General features: G+C 58.1%; 9 protein-coding genes, 2 tRNA genes and 3 rRNA genes. 7 read left to right on the plus strand and 7 right to left on the minus strand.

What is annotated here, in order from left to right; all coding sequences use genetic code 11:
• Positions 1 to 186 precede the first annotated feature (186 nt).
• The 6 genes from U0004_RS08750 (at position 187) to U0004_RS08775 (ending at position 6823) form a co-directional block, all read left to right on the plus strand.
• Positions 187 to 1717: ribosomal RNA gene (locus U0004_RS08750) — 16S ribosomal RNA — on the plus strand.
• A 98-nt stretch (positions 1718 to 1815) separates the two neighbouring features.
• Positions 1816 to 1892: transfer RNA gene (locus U0004_RS08755), tRNA-Ile, on the plus strand.
• A gap of 66 nt (positions 1893 to 1958) precedes the next feature.
• Positions 1959 to 2034, plus strand: a tRNA-Ala gene (locus U0004_RS08760).
• 239 nt (positions 2035 to 2273) lie between these two features.
• A 23S ribosomal RNA gene (locus U0004_RS08765) occupies positions 2274 to 5163 on the plus strand.
• A 138-nt stretch (positions 5164 to 5301) separates the two neighbouring features.
• A 5S ribosomal RNA gene (gene rrf, locus U0004_RS08770) occupies positions 5302 to 5414 on the plus strand.
• The 16S, 23S and 5S rRNA genes sit together here with 2 tRNA genes alongside, the layout of an rRNA operon.
• A 110-nt stretch (positions 5415 to 5524) precedes the next feature.
• Positions 5525 to 6823 (plus strand): leucine-rich repeat-containing protein kinase family protein, encoded by a 1299-nt coding sequence (locus tag U0004_RS08775; protein ID WP_070259672.1) that lies wholly within the window; start codon positions 5525 to 5527, stop codon positions 6821 to 6823.
• 54 nt (positions 6824 to 6877) lie between these two features.
• Here the strand turns inward: U0004_RS08775 and U0004_RS08780 are convergent, their stop codons facing one another.
• The gene (locus U0004_RS08780; RefSeq protein WP_046682270.1) at positions 6878 to 8143 is read right to left on the minus strand and encodes a nitronate monooxygenase; all 1266 of its coding nucleotides are present in this window, start codon (positions 8141 to 8143) and stop codon (positions 6878 to 6880) included.
• A gap of 183 nt (positions 8144 to 8326) precedes the next feature.
• Positions 8327 to 8812, minus strand: a complete 486-nt coding sequence (locus tag U0004_RS08785; RefSeq protein WP_034759416.1) for a YajQ family cyclic di-GMP-binding protein — start codon at positions 8810 to 8812, stop codon at positions 8327 to 8329.
• Between the two features lie 185 nt (positions 8813 to 8997).
• Between U0004_RS08785 and murB the strand changes: the two genes are divergently transcribed.
• Complete coding sequence (gene murB / locus U0004_RS08790; RefSeq protein ID WP_070259675.1) at positions 8998 to 10026, plus strand: UDP-N-acetylmuramate dehydrogenase; 1029 nt, start codon at positions 8998 to 9000, stop codon at positions 10024 to 10026.
• Between the two features lie 75 nt (positions 10027 to 10101).
• Here the strand turns inward: murB and ppnP are convergent, their stop codons facing one another.
• From ppnP to U0004_RS08815, 5 genes are read right to left on the minus strand one after another with little or no spacing between them, the layout of a single operon-like run.
• Positions 10102 to 10416: a pyrimidine/purine nucleoside phosphorylase gene (ppnP, locus tag U0004_RS08795; RefSeq protein ID WP_034785044.1), complete on the minus strand. Its 315-nt coding sequence runs from the start codon at positions 10414 to 10416 to the stop codon at positions 10102 to 10104.
• Positions 10417 to 10441: 25 nt separating this feature from the next.
• Complete coding sequence (locus tag U0004_RS08800) at positions 10442 to 11467, minus strand: diguanylate cyclase (protein WP_052140376.1); 1026 nt, start codon at positions 11465 to 11467, stop codon at positions 10442 to 10444.
• A gap of 10 nt (positions 11468 to 11477) precedes the next feature.
• Positions 11478 to 12530, minus strand: a complete 1053-nt coding sequence (cheB, locus tag U0004_RS08805) for a chemotaxis-specific protein-glutamate methyltransferase CheB (RefSeq protein ID WP_070259761.1) — start codon at positions 12528 to 12530, stop codon at positions 11478 to 11480.
• A gap of 10 nt (positions 12531 to 12540) precedes the next feature.
• Positions 12541 to 14829, minus strand: a complete 2289-nt coding sequence (locus tag U0004_RS08810) for a hybrid sensor histidine kinase/response regulator (RefSeq protein ID WP_070259677.1) — start codon at positions 14827 to 14829, stop codon at positions 12541 to 12543.
• Positions 14826 to 15512 carry a chemotaxis protein CheW gene (locus U0004_RS08815; RefSeq protein ID WP_070259679.1) on the minus strand — a complete coding sequence of 229 codons (687 nt, stop codon included), beginning with the start codon at positions 15510 to 15512 and terminating at the stop codon, positions 14826 to 14828. The genes U0004_RS08810 and U0004_RS08815 overlap by 4 nt, the downstream gene beginning before the upstream one ends.
• Position 15513: the final 1 nt, after the last annotated feature.

Raw genomic sequence — 15513 nt, forward strand, 5'->3', positions numbered from 1 at the left:
GTGCAGCAGTGATCTTCGGATCGCTGTAAAACTTAAAATATCAAATGTTCACAAGAAATAATGAAATAGGATACTTCTTCGGAAGTAGCCTGTCAGTTTTTTGAGTGAGCAAATCTTTTGCAATGCAAAAGATTTGGATGGTAGTGATACTGTCCGACCTGTCAGAAATGACATTAAACAGAGATTAAACTGAAGAGTTTGATCCTGGCTCAGATTGAACGCTGGCGGCATGCCTTACACATGCAAGTCGAACGGCAGCACGGAGCTTGCTCTGGTGGCGAGTGGCGAACGGGTGAGTAATATATCGGAACGTACCCTAGAGTGGGGGATAACGTAGCGAAAGTTACGCTAATACCGCATACGATCTAAGGATGAAAGTGGGGGATCGCAAGACCTCATGCTCGTGGAGCGGCCGATATCTGATTAGCTAGTTGGTAGGGTAAAAGCCTACCAAGGCATCGATCAGTAGCTGGTCTGAGAGGACGACCAGCCACACTGGAACTGAGACACGGTCCAGACTCCTACGGGAGGCAGCAGTGGGGAATTTTGGACAATGGGCGAAAGCCTGATCCAGCAATGCCGCGTGAGTGAAGAAGGCCTTCGGGTTGTAAAGCTCTTTTGTCAGGGAAGAAACGGTGAAAGCTAATATCTTTTGCTAATGACGGTACCTGAAGAATAAGCACCGGCTAACTACGTGCCAGCAGCCGCGGTAATACGTAGGGTGCAAGCGTTAATCGGAATTACTGGGCGTAAAGCGTGCGCAGGCGGTTTTGTAAGTCTGATGTGAAATCCCCGGGCTCAACCTGGGAATTGCATTGGAGACTGCAAGGCTAGAATCTGGCAGAGGGGGGTAGAATTCCACGTGTAGCAGTGAAATGCGTAGATATGTGGAGGAACACCGATGGCGAAGGCAGCCCCCTGGGTCAAGATTGACGCTCATGCACGAAAGCGTGGGGAGCAAACAGGATTAGATACCCTGGTAGTCCACGCCCTAAACGATGTCTACTAGTTGTCGGGTCTTAATTGACTTGGTAACGCAGCTAACGCGTGAAGTAGACCGCCTGGGGAGTACGGTCGCAAGATTAAAACTCAAAGGAATTGACGGGGACCCGCACAAGCGGTGGATGATGTGGATTAATTCGATGCAACGCGAAAAACCTTACCTACCCTTGACATGGCTGGAATCCTCGAGAGATTGGGGAGTGCTCGAAAGAGAACCAGTACACAGGTGCTGCATGGCTGTCGTCAGCTCGTGTCGTGAGATGTTGGGTTAAGTCCCGCAACGAGCGCAACCCTTGTCATTAGTTGCTACGAAAGGGCACTCTAATGAGACTGCCGGTGACAAACCGGAGGAAGGTGGGGATGACGTCAAGTCCTCATGGCCCTTATGGGTAGGGCTTCACACGTCATACAATGGTACATACAGAGCGCCGCCAACCCGCGAGGGGGAGCTAATCGCAGAAAGTGTATCGTAGTCCGGATTGTAGTCTGCAACTCGACTGCATGAAGTTGGAATCGCTAGTAATCGCGGATCAGCATGTCGCGGTGAATACGTTCCCGGGTCTTGTACACACCGCCCGTCACACCATGGGAGCGGGTTTTACCAGAAGTAGGTAGCTTAACCGTAAGGAGGGCGCTTACCACGGTAGGATTCGTGACTGGGGTGAAGTCGTAACAAGGTAGCCGTATCGGAAGGTGCGGCTGGATCACCTCCTTTCTAGAGTTTGCACGAATCAGTAATGATTCACGCATCAAATGTTCACACTTATCGGCTGTTAGTAAGAGAAGAAACAGTAGTCGTAGTAGTTCCGCGTTGGGGCTGTAGCTCAGCTGGTTAGAGCACCGTGTTGATAACGCGGGGGTCGTTGGTTCGAGTCCAACCAGCCCTACCAGTAAAAACAGACCCGGGGGTAAGGTGGACACTAGTCCAGCCAGACCTACCAGTATGTAATACCCCAGGGGGATTAGCTCAGCTGGGAGAGCACCTGCTTTGCAAGCAGGGGGTCGTCGGTTCGATCCCGTCATCCTCCACCACGTTTTACTCGAAAGTGCAAACGTAAGCCGGTTAGGTTTAGGTTTGATCTTTTAGCGATCAAAGCTGTTTCGTTCTTTAACAATCTGGAAGAAGTAAAGATTATTTATTGATCGGTTTGCCGTAAAAGGTAAATCGATGGGTAATGATTGTATGTATCAACAAACAAGCAACAACGTTGTACTTTCTTATCCCTGTAGCGCTCTTTGATGACTTCGGTAATCAGAGGCTAACGTTATAGGGACAAGCGAATAAGTGCACATGGTGGATGCCTTGGCGATTACAGGCGATGAAGGACGTAGTAGCTTGCGATAAGCTGCGGGGAGTGAGCAAACACACTTTGATCCGCAGATTTCCGAATGGGGCAACCCACCCTTTTAGGGTATTGCATACTGAATACATAGGTATGCAAGGCGAACGCGGCGAACTGAAACATCTAAGTAGCTGCAGGAAAAGAAATCAACCGAGATTCCCAAAGTAGCGGCGAGCGAAATGGGAAGAGCCTGTACGTGATAGTCGGACCGATAACAGAATCCTCTGGAAATAGGAGCCATAGTGGGTGATAGCCCCGTATGTGAAATCGGACCGGTGGTACTAAGCGTACGACAAGTAGGGCGGGACACGTGACATCCTGTCTGAATATGGGGGGACCATCCTCCAAGGCTAAATACTCGTAATCGACCGATAGTGAACCAGTACCGTGAGGGAAAGGCGAAAAGAACCCCGGAAGGGGAGTGAAATAGATCCTGAAACCGTGTGCATACAAACAGTAGGAGCGGACTTGTTCCGTGACTGCGTACCTTTTGTATAATGGGTCAGCGACTTACATTCAGTGGCAAGGTTAACCGCATAGGGAAGCCGTAGAGAAATCGAGTCCGAATAGGGCGATCAGTCGCTGGGTGTAGACCCGAAACCAAGTGATCTACTCATGGCCAGGATGAAGGTGCGGTAACACGCCCTGGAGGTCCGAACCCACTAATGTTGAAAAATTAGGGGATGAGCTGTGGGTAGGGGTGAAAGGCTAAACAAACTTGGAAATAGCTGGTTCTCTCCGAAAACTATTTAGGTAGTGCCTCAAGTATCACCATCGGGGGTAGAGCACTGTTATGGCTAGGGGGTCATTGCGACTTACCAAACCATTGCAAACTCCGAATACCGATGAGTGCGAGCTTGGGAGACAGACGTCGGGTGCTAACGTCCGGCGTCAAGAGGGAAACAACCCAGACCGCCAGCTAAGGTCCCAAAGATTGGCTAAGTGGAAAACGAAGTGGGAAGGCTAAAACAGTCAGGATGTTGGCTTAGAAGCAGCCATCATTTAAAGAAAGCGTAATAGCTCACTGATCGAGTCGTCCTGCGCGGAAGATGTAACGGGGCTAAGCCAGTCACCGAAGCTGCGGATATTGTTCTGTGATTTATCACAGATATATATGGTAGGAGAGCGTTCTGTAAGCCTGCGAAGGTGTCTTGTAAAGGATGCTGGAGGTATCAGAAGTGCGAATGCTGACATGAGTAGCGATAATGGGGGTGAAAAGCCTCCACGCCGTAAGCCCAAGGTTTCCTGTTCAACGTTCATCGGAGCAGGGTGAGTCGGCCCCTAAGGCGAGGCAGAGATGCGTAGCTGATGGGAAGCAGGTTAATATTCCTGCACCGTCGTATGATGCGATGGGGGGACGGATCGCGGAAGGTTGTCCAACTGTTGGAATAGTTGGTTTTTGGCTCATAGAAGGCACTTAGGCAAATCCGGGTGCGCAATTCAAGGGGTTGAGACGAGTGAACTTGTTCACGAAGCAATCGGAAGTGGTTCCAAGAAAAGCCTCTAAGCTTCAGTCATACGAGACCGTACCGCAAACCGACACAGGTGGGCGAGATGAGTATTCTAAGGCGCTTGAGAGAACTCGGGAGAAGGAACTCGGCAAATTGGTACCGTAACTTCGGGAAAAGGTACGCCCCGGTAGCTTGATTGGTTTACTCCATGAGGGTGAAAGGGTTGCAATAAACTGGTGGCTGCGACTGTTTAATAAAAACACAGCACTCTGCAAACACGAAAGTGGACGTATAGGGTGTGACGCCTGCCCGGTGCTGGAAGATTAAATGATGGGGTGCAAGCTCTTGATTGAAGTCCCAGTAAACGGCGGCCGTAACTATAACGGTCCTAAGGTAGCGAAATTCCTTGTCGGGTAAGTTCCGACCTGCACGAATGGCGTAACGATGGCCACACTGTCTCCTCCCGAGACTCAGCGAAGTTGAAATGTTTGTGATGATGCAATCTACCCGCGGCTAGACGGAAAGACCCCATGAACCTTTACTGTAGCTTTGCATTGGACTTTGAACCAATCTGTGTAGGATAGGTGGGAGGCTTTGAAGCGGGGACGCTAGTTCTCGTGGAGCCAACCTTGAAATACCACCCTGGTTTGTTTGAGGTTCTAACCTTGGTCCGTTATCCGGATCGGGGACAGTGCATGGTAGGCAGTTTGACTGGGGCGGTCTCCTCCTAAAGTGTAACGGAGGAGTTCGAAGGTACGCTAGATACGGTCGGACATCGTGTTGATAGTGCAATGGCATAAGCGTGCTTAACTGCGAGACTGACAAGTCGAGCAGGTACGAAAGTAGGACATAGTGATCCGGTGGTTCTGTATGGAAGGGCCATCGCTCAACGGATAAAAGGTACTCTGGGGATAACAGGCTGATTCCTCCCAAGAGTTCATATCGACGGGGGAGTTTGGCACCTCGATGTCGGCTCATCACATCCTGGGGCTGTAGCCGGTCCCAAGGGTATGGCTGTTCGCCATTTAAAGTGGTACGTGAGCTGGGTTTAAAACGTCGTGAGACAGTTTGGTCCCTATCTGCCGTGGGCGTTGGAAATTTGAAGGGGGCTGCTCCTAGTACGAGAGGACCGGAGTGGACGAACCTCTGGTGTACCGGTTGTCACGCCAGTGGCATTGCCGGGTAGCTAAGTTCGGAAGAGATAACCGCTGAAAGCATCTAAGCGGGAAACTTGCCTTGAGATGAGATTTCCCAGAGCCTTGAGCTCTTTGAAGGGTCGTTCGAGACCAGGACGTTGATAGGCTGGGTGTGGAAGTGCAGTAATGCATTAAGCTAACCAGTACTAATTGCCCGTACGGCTTGTCCCTATAACCTTAGCAGGTACAGAGGATAAGACGGTACAACGTTGCGTGTGTGTTGATACAACTATTCATTACCCTAATCTTTGCTTCTTCCAGATTCAGGCTTTGTCGTCCCACAGGAGACAAACGCCAGTACAAGTTATGCCTGATGACCATAGCAAGTTGGTCCCACCCCTTCCCATCCCGAACAGGACCGTGAAACAACTTTGCGCCGATGATAGTGCTGCAACCAGTGTGAAAGTAGGTTATCGTCAGGCTTGTTATTCGAAAAAACCCCTTCCGGTGATCCGGTTGGGGTTTTTTTACGTCCGCTGGTTTTAACTGCACCAGCGATTGCCGGGTTTTTGAAAGGGATGTCTTGTCTGCTGTGCATACACTGGAGCAATTACGGGCTGGCCAACTGGCCGGTCTGCGCCGCCTGAAGCTATCCTGCGGCTTGACGGACTTCCCCCGCGAAATCTTCGACCTGGCCGACAGCCTGGAAATCCTCGACCTCTCGGGCAACGCGCTGTCCACTTTACCCGACGATCTGCCGCGCTTGCACAAGCTGCGCATCATTTTTTGCTCGGACAACCTGTTCACCACCTTGCCTGTCGTGCTGGGGAGCTGCGAAGAACTGAGCATGATCGGTTTCAAGGCGAACCGGATCCGCCACGTGCCTGCTGCCGCCTTGCCAGCCAGGCTGCGCTGGCTGACCCTGACCGACAATGCCATCGAAGCCTTGCCGGACGAACTGGGCAAGTGCAGTGAGCTGCAGAAACTCATGTTGGCGGGAAATTGCCTGGACAGTTTGCCCGCTTCGTTGACGAACTGCTGCCGTCTGGAACTGGTACGTATCGCCGCCAACCGTTTTACGGCGCTGCCCGACTGCCTGCTGTCCCTGCCACGCCTGAGCTGGCTCGCGTATGCGGGCAATCCCTGCACGGAAGCGCGGGAACTGGCGGCCTTGGCCGGTACGGCTGCGGCAGGCGTGGCATGGCAGCGCCTGGCATTGGCGCAGCAGCTGGGCGAGGGCGCATCGGGGGTGATTTACCGTGCCTGTCTGGATGGCGCGGATGATGTCGCCGTCAAAGTGTTCAAGGGGGCGATGACCAGCGACGGCTTGCCGCGCAGTGAAATGGCCGCCTGCGTCGGCGCCGGTGCGCACCCGGGCCTGATTCCCATCCTCGGGACGCTCGATGCGCATCCGCAAGGGGCAATGGGACTCGTCATGCCGCTCATCGACGCGGCCTTTCGCAACCTGGCGGGACCGCCGAGCCTGGAATCGTGCACGCGCGACGTGTATGCCGATGACGCGCGCTTTACCCCTCCGCAAGCGCTGGCCATTGCCCATGGCATCGCTTCGGCCGTGTGCCAGCTGCACGCGCGCGGCATCGTGCATGGCGACTTGTATGCACACAATATCCTGCATGCGGACGCTGGTACCTCCCTGCTGGGCGACTTTGGCGCGGCGTCCATGTTTGTGCCGGGCTCGCCGCGCGGGGACTTGCTGCAGGGCATAGAGGCGCGTGCCTTTGGCGTGCTGCTGGGCGAACTGATCGCGCATTGTGCGACGCCTTTGCCGGCCCTGCAAGTCATGATGGACGCTTGCCTGCAGGAAGAAGCATTGCAGCGGCCCAGCTTTAATGTGATCGAACGGGCCTTGCGGGACATGCTCCCCGCATAAAAAAATGGCGCAGCCTTCGCAGGCTGCGCCATTTTCATTTCAGGCTGGCAAGATTCAGCTTGCCACCAGGATTTCTTTTTCCGGCAGGGCGATCTGGTTGTCGACGCTGAACTGGTAATCCTTGAAGACGTGTTCGGCCGTCAGGATCTGGTATTCGCCATTCTCCAGCTTATGCGTGGTGTCCTTCAGGCGATACGTGTAATGGCCGCAGGTCCAGCAGTTGAAGTTGCGCATGTGGGTGCACAGGCACGTCTTGTCCATCACGACGACGGTTTTTTGTTCCGGATGGGCCGCCACTTCGCGGTTGTACGAGTTGATGTACGCGCAGTTGCCCGTCGCGTCGAGCAGGTAGCCATACGATTCGCAGCCTGGGCGGATGCCGGCGCCGATGGCGGGCGTGTTCTTCAGCATGCGCATCGGGTAGCCCGTCGGCGAGACGCCATTGACGATGATGTCTTCTTCCGAGGCCTTGTAATACTCCTGCTTGACCTTGTTTGGCAAGCCGCATTCCTTGGTGACGGTAAAGCGCGTCGCCACTTGCACGCCAGCCGCGCCCGCTTCCAGGAAGGAGACGGCGTCGCTGCCCGTGAAGATGCCGCCAGCGGCGATCAGTGGGATATCCAGCTGTTCTGCCTTCAGGTAGGCCAGCAGTTCCGCCGTGATCGTGTGCAGGTCGTAATTGGCCCAGTCCATGCCGAAACCAAGGTGGCCGCCGGCCAATGGCCCCTCGACGATGATAAAGTCGGGCAAACGGTCGAGCTTGGCGTTCTTGCGCAGGAAAATCTGCAGGGCGCGTACGGACGAGACGATGATGCCCAGTTTGGCATCACGGAAACGCGGATGGTCGGCCATCAGGGCGAACGAGCCGAAGTGCAAACCGGCGGACAGGGTGATGCCGTCGATGCCTGCGTCCAGCGCCGCATTCAGACGCACGCGCAAGGTTTCACGCGGGCCATTCATGGTCAGCTTTTCCATGCAATTGACGAAGATCAAACCATCGCCTTTTTTTGCTTCCATGGTGCGGCCAATATGCAACCGCTGCGCTTCCGCCAGACGGCCCAGGTCGAATTGCACCACGGCCTTGTCGCTGTTATTGATGTTGAACTTGTACAGTTTCGTCTTGTCTTTGACGAAGGTGGTGTCGAAACGGCGATCCGACACGTCTTCCACCATGGCATCGGAGATATGCCCGATACCGTTCAGCCGGGCCGCTTCCAGGGCCAGCTCCGACGTGGAAATATCCACACCCATTCCGCCTATCATGATGGGCACATATTCTTTTTTGCCAAATCGCAGGCGGAAATCATCAACACGTTTCATTGCTATCCTTAGACTACCGTGGTTATCACTGAGCCAGATGTACGGTCAAGCCCGCCGCCGGTCAGGCGCGCGGGCGCATGTAGCTGCGCGCAGCTTCAATTCTACCCCAAGCGGGCAGGCGCTCCGAGGCAGCTTGCCGCCATGCCGGTGCAAGCGCAGGCCGGAGCGTGCGCATCATCGAAATTAATCGCGGAAATTGTTAAATTCCAGCGGCATGTCGGGCACGTCCTTGCGCAGCATGGCCATGGCCGCCTGCAGGTCGTCGCGCTTGGCGCCCGTGACGCGCACGGCTTCGCCCTGGATGCTCGCTTGCACCTTCATCTTGCTGTCCTTGATGACACGCACGATTTTCTTCGCATCATCCGATTCGATGCCATTCTTGATCTTGATGATCTGCTTGACCTTGTCGCCGCCGATCTTCTTGATGTCACCTTCGTCGAGGAAGCGCACATCGACCTTGCGTTTGGTCAATTTGTTGGTCAGCACGTCGCGCACCTGGCTGAGCTGGAATTCCGAGTCCGCAAACGCGGTCAATTCGTTTTCCTTGTGCTCGACGCGGGCGTCGCTGCCCTTGAAGTCGAAGCGGGTCGTGATTTCCTTGTTGGATTGCTCGACTGCATTCTTGACTTCGATCATATCGGCTTCGGAGACTACATCAAATGACGGCATGGTCTGTTCCTTTTCTTGTTAAAGCGAGCGCACGCTCGGCGCGCTGGGCCTTGGCGGCTGATTCTGCGCCATGGGACGGCCCTGTTAAAGATGCGACATTTTAACGGACAACGGGCAAGTCGCCCTTGTCCTGAGGTGGTTTTTTGTCGCTTTCGCTCTATAATCGAGCAAAATTTCCCTATCCCATGTCTGCAGAGCTCACCATCGAACACAATTACTCCCTCCAGCGCCTGAATACCTTCGGCATCACGGCCAACGCGGCCGCCTACGTACGCATCACCTCGCAGGCCGAATTGCACGCCGCGCTGCAAGATCCCGCCCTGTCCGCCATGCCGCGCCTGATACTGGGCGGCGGCAGCAACATCGTGCTGACGGGCGACTTTCCCGGCGCCGTGTTGCACATGGCTACGCGCGGCATGCGCCTGGCGCAGGCGGATTTCGAGACGGTACTCGTCACGGCCGCGGCCGGCGAAAACTGGCACGATTTCGTGCAATGGACCCTGGCGCAAGGCGTGGGCGGGCTGGAAAACCTGTCCCTGATTCCCGGCACGGTAGGCGCGGCGCCTATCCAGAATATTGGCGCGTATGGCGTTGAAATCAAGGATTATCTGCATAGCGTGAGCGTCATGCACAGCGCCAGCGGCATCGTCTTCGACATGGACCGCGATGCTTGCCGCTTCGCTTACCGCGACAGCATCTTCAAGCAGGCGGACGGGCGCGAGCTGATCGTGCTGGAAGTCACGTTTGCCTTGCCGGCCGAGTGGCAGCCGAACTTGCGCTATGCGGAACTGGCGCAGGCCGTGGCCGAGCGCAATCTTGCCGAGCCGACAGCACAACAGGTAGCCGAGACGGTGATGGCGATCCGCCGGAGAAAATTGCCCGATCCGGCCGTGATCGGCAATGCGGGTAGCTTCTTCAAGAATCCGGTGGTGTCGCGCGAGCAATGTCTTGCTTTGCTGGAACGTTTCCCGACCCTCGTGCACCATGCGCAGCCCGATGGCACGGAAAAGCTGGCGGCCGGCTGGCTGATCGATCAGTGCGGCTGGAAGGGGAAAAACCTGGGGCCCGCGGGAGTGTATCCCAAGCAGGCTCTGGTTCTGGTGAATAATGGCGGCGCTCGTGGCGCGGACATTACCCGGCTGGCGGCAGCGATACAGGATGATGTAGAGGCGAAATATGGCGTGCGCCTGTCGCCCGAGCCTGTGTTTATCTAAATAGTCAATCCGCGCTTGGAAAAATGCTCAGGGCAAGGCAGTGCAACGCAGCCATGGACGTTTTTTCTGCGTGGATTAGCCGAAGTGGCAGACGTAGTCGACGGTTTCGACCGTTTCAATATCAAAATAGCTATTGCCCGGCACCTTGAATTGCGTGCCCGCGGCATAGCTGTTCCATTCTGTCGCGTCGGCCAGGCGCACCTTGCACAGGCCGCTGACGATTTCCATGATTTCCGGCGCGCCCGTATTGAAGCGCAACGATGACGCGAAAATCACGCCCACGCTTTTCTTCGTGCCATCGGCCAGGATGACGTTATGCGAGATGCATTTGCCGTCAAAGTAAATATTCGACTTCTTGACGACGCTGACATTGTCCAGTTGTGTGCTCATGCTTCACTTTCCTTGCTGTTAAAAATCAGTCCTGGACGTCAGCGGCGCTCAACACGCTGTTGCGTCCGCCGCGCTTGGCCGCGTACAGGGCCTGGTCGGCGCGGTTGATCAATTGCTCGACCGTCGAGTCCGGCGAAGGCACGATAGTGGCCACGCCGATCGAGATGGTGACGATGCCCGTGCTTGCCGCCGGATTCTCGATCTGCAAGCCTTCCAGATGGCGCCGGCACGCTTCGGCGATCAGCAGCGCGCCGGCCGGATTCGTTTCCGGCAGGATCAAGGCGAATTCTTCGCCGCCGTAACGGGCGGCCAGGTCGGCCGGGCGTTTCAAATGTTCCGTCAGCACGGCGGCGACTTTTTTCAGGCCCAGGTCGCCCGCCAGGTGGCCAAAGTGATCGTTATAGCTTTTAAAATGGTCGATATCGCAGAACAGCAAGCTCAGCGGTGTTTTGTCGCGCTGGCCACGCTGCCATTCGAATTGCAGGGTTTCATCGAAGCGGCGGCGGTTGGCGATGCCCGTCAAGCCATCGAGGGCGGCCAGTTTCTGCAGCTCGATATTCGCGTCGGCCAGGTTTTTTTGACTTTCTCGCAGGAAACGAAAAGCCTGGTCGCGCTGCAAGCGGCTGATGTGGGCCGCCGAGTGATAGCGTATGCGCGCCAGCAACTCCAGGCGGTCTGGCAGTTTCACCACGTAATCGTTGGCGCCGACGGCAAAGCTGTGCGCCTTCAGCTTCGGGTCATCCTTGGCCGACATCACGATCACCGGCACATGCGCCAGCGCCTCGTTTTCGCGGTACAGCTTGATCAAGGCGAAGCCGTCGATGCCCGGCATCACCAGATCCTGCAGGATGACGGTCGGTTGCAAACGCAGCGCCGTGTCCAGCGCCTGGGTGGCGTCGGTCATATAGTGAAACTCGATATCCTGCTGATCGCTCAGCATGCGCCGGATTGCCTCAGCAATAATCAACTGGTCGTCCACCAGCAGGACGCTGACCTTGAATTCGGTCAATGCGGGTTCTTGCTGGATGAAGCTGGAGGAAAATTCTGGCATTGCATTCTTTTCAGATGTTAGGGGAGGGCTCCCACCCATTGTTGAGTTTGGCGCCCAGGCGGCTGCGCAGGCTGGCGCCAATTCTATCCAATGGCAGGATGTGCTGCGCCGCATCGAGTTCGGCCGCCGCGCGCGGCATGCCGTACACGGCGCTGCTGGCCTGGTCTTGCGCGATGGTCGTCTTGCCGGCGCGACGCATGGCCAGCAAGCCATCGCCGCCGTCGCGCCCCATGCCTGTGAGCAATACACCGATGGCGTCGCCGCGCCAGTGCTCCGCCACGCAGTTGAAGAATACATCGACGGAAGGACGGTAAACATACTCGCGTGGTGCTGCATCGTAACCCAAACGATAATTTTGATCTAGCAGCAGGTGATCATTGGTCTTGGCGATCAGTACCGTGCCGGACACCAGTTCGTCGCCTTCGGCAATCACGCGCACAGGCATGCTGAGCTGGTCATCGAGCCATTTGGCGAAGTGCGAGGCAAAGGTTTCATCGATGTGCTGCACCACCACGATGGCGCAGCCGGGCGGCGCCGTCCAGCCGGACAGCACCCTGGCCACGGCCGAAGGGCCACCCGTCGAGGCGCCGATGGCCACCAGGGTCGATACCTGGCCATCGCCCCGTTCGCCGCCATTGCCGTTCGCCTGGCGCGGCGGCGGAGGTTCTGCGCTGTGGCGTATCAGCTTGCCGATGGTCTTGATCTTGGCCAGCAGCTCGCTGTCGCCGCCCACTTGTCCCTGCAGCACGGGGGTGGCCGTGACGTCGAGCGCGCCCGCGCCCAGTGCGCGGAAGACCTGGTTGACATTGTCTTGCGGGCGGCCCGTGACCACCAGGATGGCGCACGGGCTTTGCTCCATGATCAGGCGCGTCGCCTCGACGCCATCCATCTCCGGCATGTTCAGGTCCATCAGGATCAGGTCGGGGCGGTTGCCTTCGCACATGCGCACGGCTTCGAGCCCCGTGCGGGCGATCCACAGCACCTGGTGTTCCTGCGTGCTGGCCACCACGCGGCGCAGGGCCTCGGCGGCCATGGCGACATCGTTGGCAATGGCAATTTTCATGAAGTACAACTCATAAGCGGGCATCTCCTATCAGGTCGGCCACCGCGTCGAGCAAGGTCTCGTCGTGGAAGCTGCCTTTGGTCAGATAATAGTCGGCGCCGGCGGACAGGCCGCGCGCGCGGTCTTCCGGACGGTCCTTGTACGAGACGATCATCACCGGCAGCTTGTGCAGGTGCAGGTCCTTCTTGATCAGCGATACCAGTTCGATGCCATCCATGCGCGGCATGTCGACGTCGGTGATCACGAGGTCGTACTCGCCGCTGCGCACCACGTTCCAGCCGTCGATGCCGTCGATGGCCACGTCGACCTCGAAGCCGCGCGCCAGCAGCAGCTTGCGCTCCATTTCGCGCACCGTCAGCGAATCGTCGACGACGAGGATACGCTTGGCGCGGCGCTGCTGCGCGTGGCCCGCCTGCGCCAGCTGGTGCAGGCCGCCTTCGTGCAGCAGCTTGTCGATCGACAGCAGCAAATCGGGCACGTCGAGGATCAGCACCGGTTCGCCGTCGTCGAGCAGGGCGGCGGCGGAAATGTCGCGCATCTTGCCGAAAATCGGATCGATGGCTTGCACCGCCAGGCTTTGCTCGCCGCGGATGGCGTCGACCACCAGGGCATAGCTTTGCTTGCCGCGCCCGATCACCACCACCGGCAAGTCCTCGGCCTGGTTCGCCGCTTCGCCCAGTTCCAGCACCTGCGCCGCCGAGACCAGGCCCAGATGCTCGCCCTTGAGTTCGAAGAACTGCTTGTTTTCCAGGGTATGGATGGCCGCTTGCGGCACGCGCACCACGCTTTCCACCTTGACGATGGGGATGGCGTAGGCTTCACCCTGGATATCGATCACCAGCGCGCGCACGATCGATTGCGTCAGCGGCAGGGTGATGAGGGCGCGGAAACCCCGGCCCGGCTCCGATTCCAGGCGCACCGTGCCGTTTTGCTGGCGTATCGTCTCGTGTACGATGTCGAGGCCCACGCCGCGGCCGGACAATTGGTTCGCCTTTTCCTTCAGGCTGAAGGCAGGCAGGAACAAGAATTCCAGCAGCTCGCCCGGCGACAGCGCAGCGGCCATGACGGGGCTGGCCATCTTGCGCTCGATGACGGACTGGCGGATTTTTTCCAGGTCGACGCCACGGCCGTCGTCGCTGATTTCGATGCTCAGCATGCCGGCGCGGTGGCGCGCCTCCATGCGTATCGTGCCCAGCGCTTCCTTGCCCGCGTCGATGCGCTCGTACGGGCCTTCCATGCCATGGTCGATGGCATTCCTCAGCATGTGGTTCAGCGGGCTTTCGATCTTCGCCAGGATGTCGCGGTCGACCAGGGTGTCTTCGCCCTCGATCTCCAGCTGCACTTCCTTGCCCAGGCTGCGCGCCAGGTCGCGCACCATGCGGGGAAATGCATGGATGCCGTCGCGGAAGGGGCGCATGCGCAGGGCCAGCACTTCGTCGACCATGCCTTGGGAGACGGCCAGCAGGCGCCGTTCATAGGTTTCGATGTCAGCGATGTGCTCGAGCATGAACTGCTTCAGGGGCTGCGTCTTTTGCAGCGCCAGCAGCGACTTTTCCATCAGGCCCGCGTCGCCCGCGCGGGCAATGGCTTCGTGCAGGTGCTCGATGGCGGAAAACAGGCTGCTCTGGTTGCGTTTGAAGCGCTGCAGCGCGCCGATGAACGGGTGCATCTGGTGCGCGTTGATGCGCGATTCGCTGGCCAGCGACAGCAATTTGTCGAAGTTTTGCGCCGGGGCCTTGGCTGGTGCGGCCCCCGTGCGCGGCGCAGGCGCGGCCGCTTCCGGCTCCTCTACCGCCAGGCCGCTGGCCACGGGAGCCTGTGGTGTGGCCGCTGCCGGCGCCGGCATGGGCGCAGGCGCCGAGGGCAGGGCCGGCAATTCGGGCAGCTCGGCGATGCCGGCGATGGCGTTCAGGGTCTGGTCGATCTGCGCCGCATTCGCGGCCAGCCATGCTTCGGCGCCCGCGTCGTCCAGGCGCGACAGCTGCACGATCAGGTCGACGCCCGAGAGCAGCACGTCGACCCGCTCCGGCGTGAGCTTCAGTCGGCCATGCTGGGCGGCGACAAAGCTGTCTTCCATGCCGTGCGCCAGCTGCACCACCACCTGCAGGCCGACGATGGCGGCCGCGCCCTTGATCGAGTGCGCCGCGCGCATCATCGCTTCGACGGCGGCCGCGTCGCCCGCATGGCGCTCCATCGCCAGCAAGCCGTCGGTGAGAATCTGGGTCTGGCTGTCCGCCTCCATGCGGAACAGGTCCAGCATGGAAAAGGCACTCAGGTCGCCGTGCTGGTCCTGGCTCATCGTAATAGTCTCGCAAGTTGAAAGCCGATCAGCGCCGTGTCGAGGCAGCCGATGCGCATGTCGCCTTCGGTGATGACACAGGACAGATAGCGCGACAGGCCCTTGTTGATGGTGGCCGCCGGCGCCTGCACGGTGCTTGATGCATAGCGCACGATGCCGTGCAGGTCGGCCACGGGCAGGGCGTAGGCCTGCTCTTCCCAGCGCATCAGCAGCAGGCGCGCGAACGTGTGGCGGCCCTTGGCCGGCGGCGCGCCCTGTTCGTCGATACCCAGCAAACTGGCCAGCGACATGCATGGATACAGCTTGCCGCCGATATTGACGATGCCCGCCAGGCCGCGCCCGCCGCGGTGCGGCAGCACGTGCGGCTTGGCCTGCGGCGCCACGGAGTCGAACACGCGCGTGGGCAGCGCCAGCCATTCGCGGCCGATGCGAAACACCAGCACCGAGCTGTCGCGTACTTCGCCGCCCGCATCGATCTGGCGGAAGTGGCTGGCCCAGTCGCGCTGGTAGTGTTCATCCACGGGCCGCTGCAGGTTGCGCTGGGCGGCGCCCGCATACACGTCGCAGTTGCGGCAATGCACGTTGGCCGGTAGCTTGGGGCAGCTCTGGTCGCCGACCACGCCGATATGGTTCCAGCAGTCGTCGATGGCGGCGGGGGACTCGGTGGCGATGAGGTTGGTCATG

Source organism: Janthinobacterium lividum (genome assembly GCF_034424625.1).
In the GTDB taxonomy this organism is placed as follows: domain Bacteria; phylum Pseudomonadota; class Gammaproteobacteria; order Burkholderiales; family Burkholderiaceae_D; genus Janthinobacterium; species Janthinobacterium lividum.

What these genes read in the sequence shown, in the direction of transcription:
- U0004_RS08780 (WP_046682270.1), bottom strand. Translation starts at nt 8,143, where the DNA reads ATGAAACGTGTTGATGATTTCCGCCTGCGATTTGGCAAAAAAGAATAT.
- U0004_RS08800 (WP_052140376.1), bottom strand. Translation starts at nt 11,467, where the DNA reads ATGCCAGAATTTTCCTCCAGCTTCATCCAGCAAGAACCCGCATTGACC.
- ppnP (WP_034785044.1), bottom strand. Translation starts at nt 10,416, where the DNA reads ATGAGCACACAACTGGACAATGTCAGCGTCGTCAAGAAGTCGAATATT.
- murB (WP_070259675.1), top strand. Translation starts at nt 8,998, where the DNA reads ATGTCTGCAGAGCTCACCATCGAACACAATTACTCCCTCCAGCGCCTG.
- U0004_RS08815 (WP_070259679.1), bottom strand. Translation starts at nt 15,512, where the DNA reads ATGACCAACCTCATCGCCACCGAGTCCCCCGCCGCCATCGACGACTGC.
- U0004_RS08810 (WP_070259677.1), bottom strand. Translation starts at nt 14,829, where the DNA reads ATGAGCCAGGACCAGCACGGCGACCTGAGTGCCTTTTCCATGCTGGAC.
- U0004_RS08785 (WP_034759416.1), bottom strand. Translation starts at nt 8,812, where the DNA reads ATGCCGTCATTTGATGTAGTCTCCGAAGCCGATATGATCGAAGTCAAG.
- cheB (WP_070259761.1), bottom strand. Translation starts at nt 12,530, where the DNA reads ATGAAAATTGCCATTGCCAACGATGTCGCCATGGCCGCCGAGGCCCTG.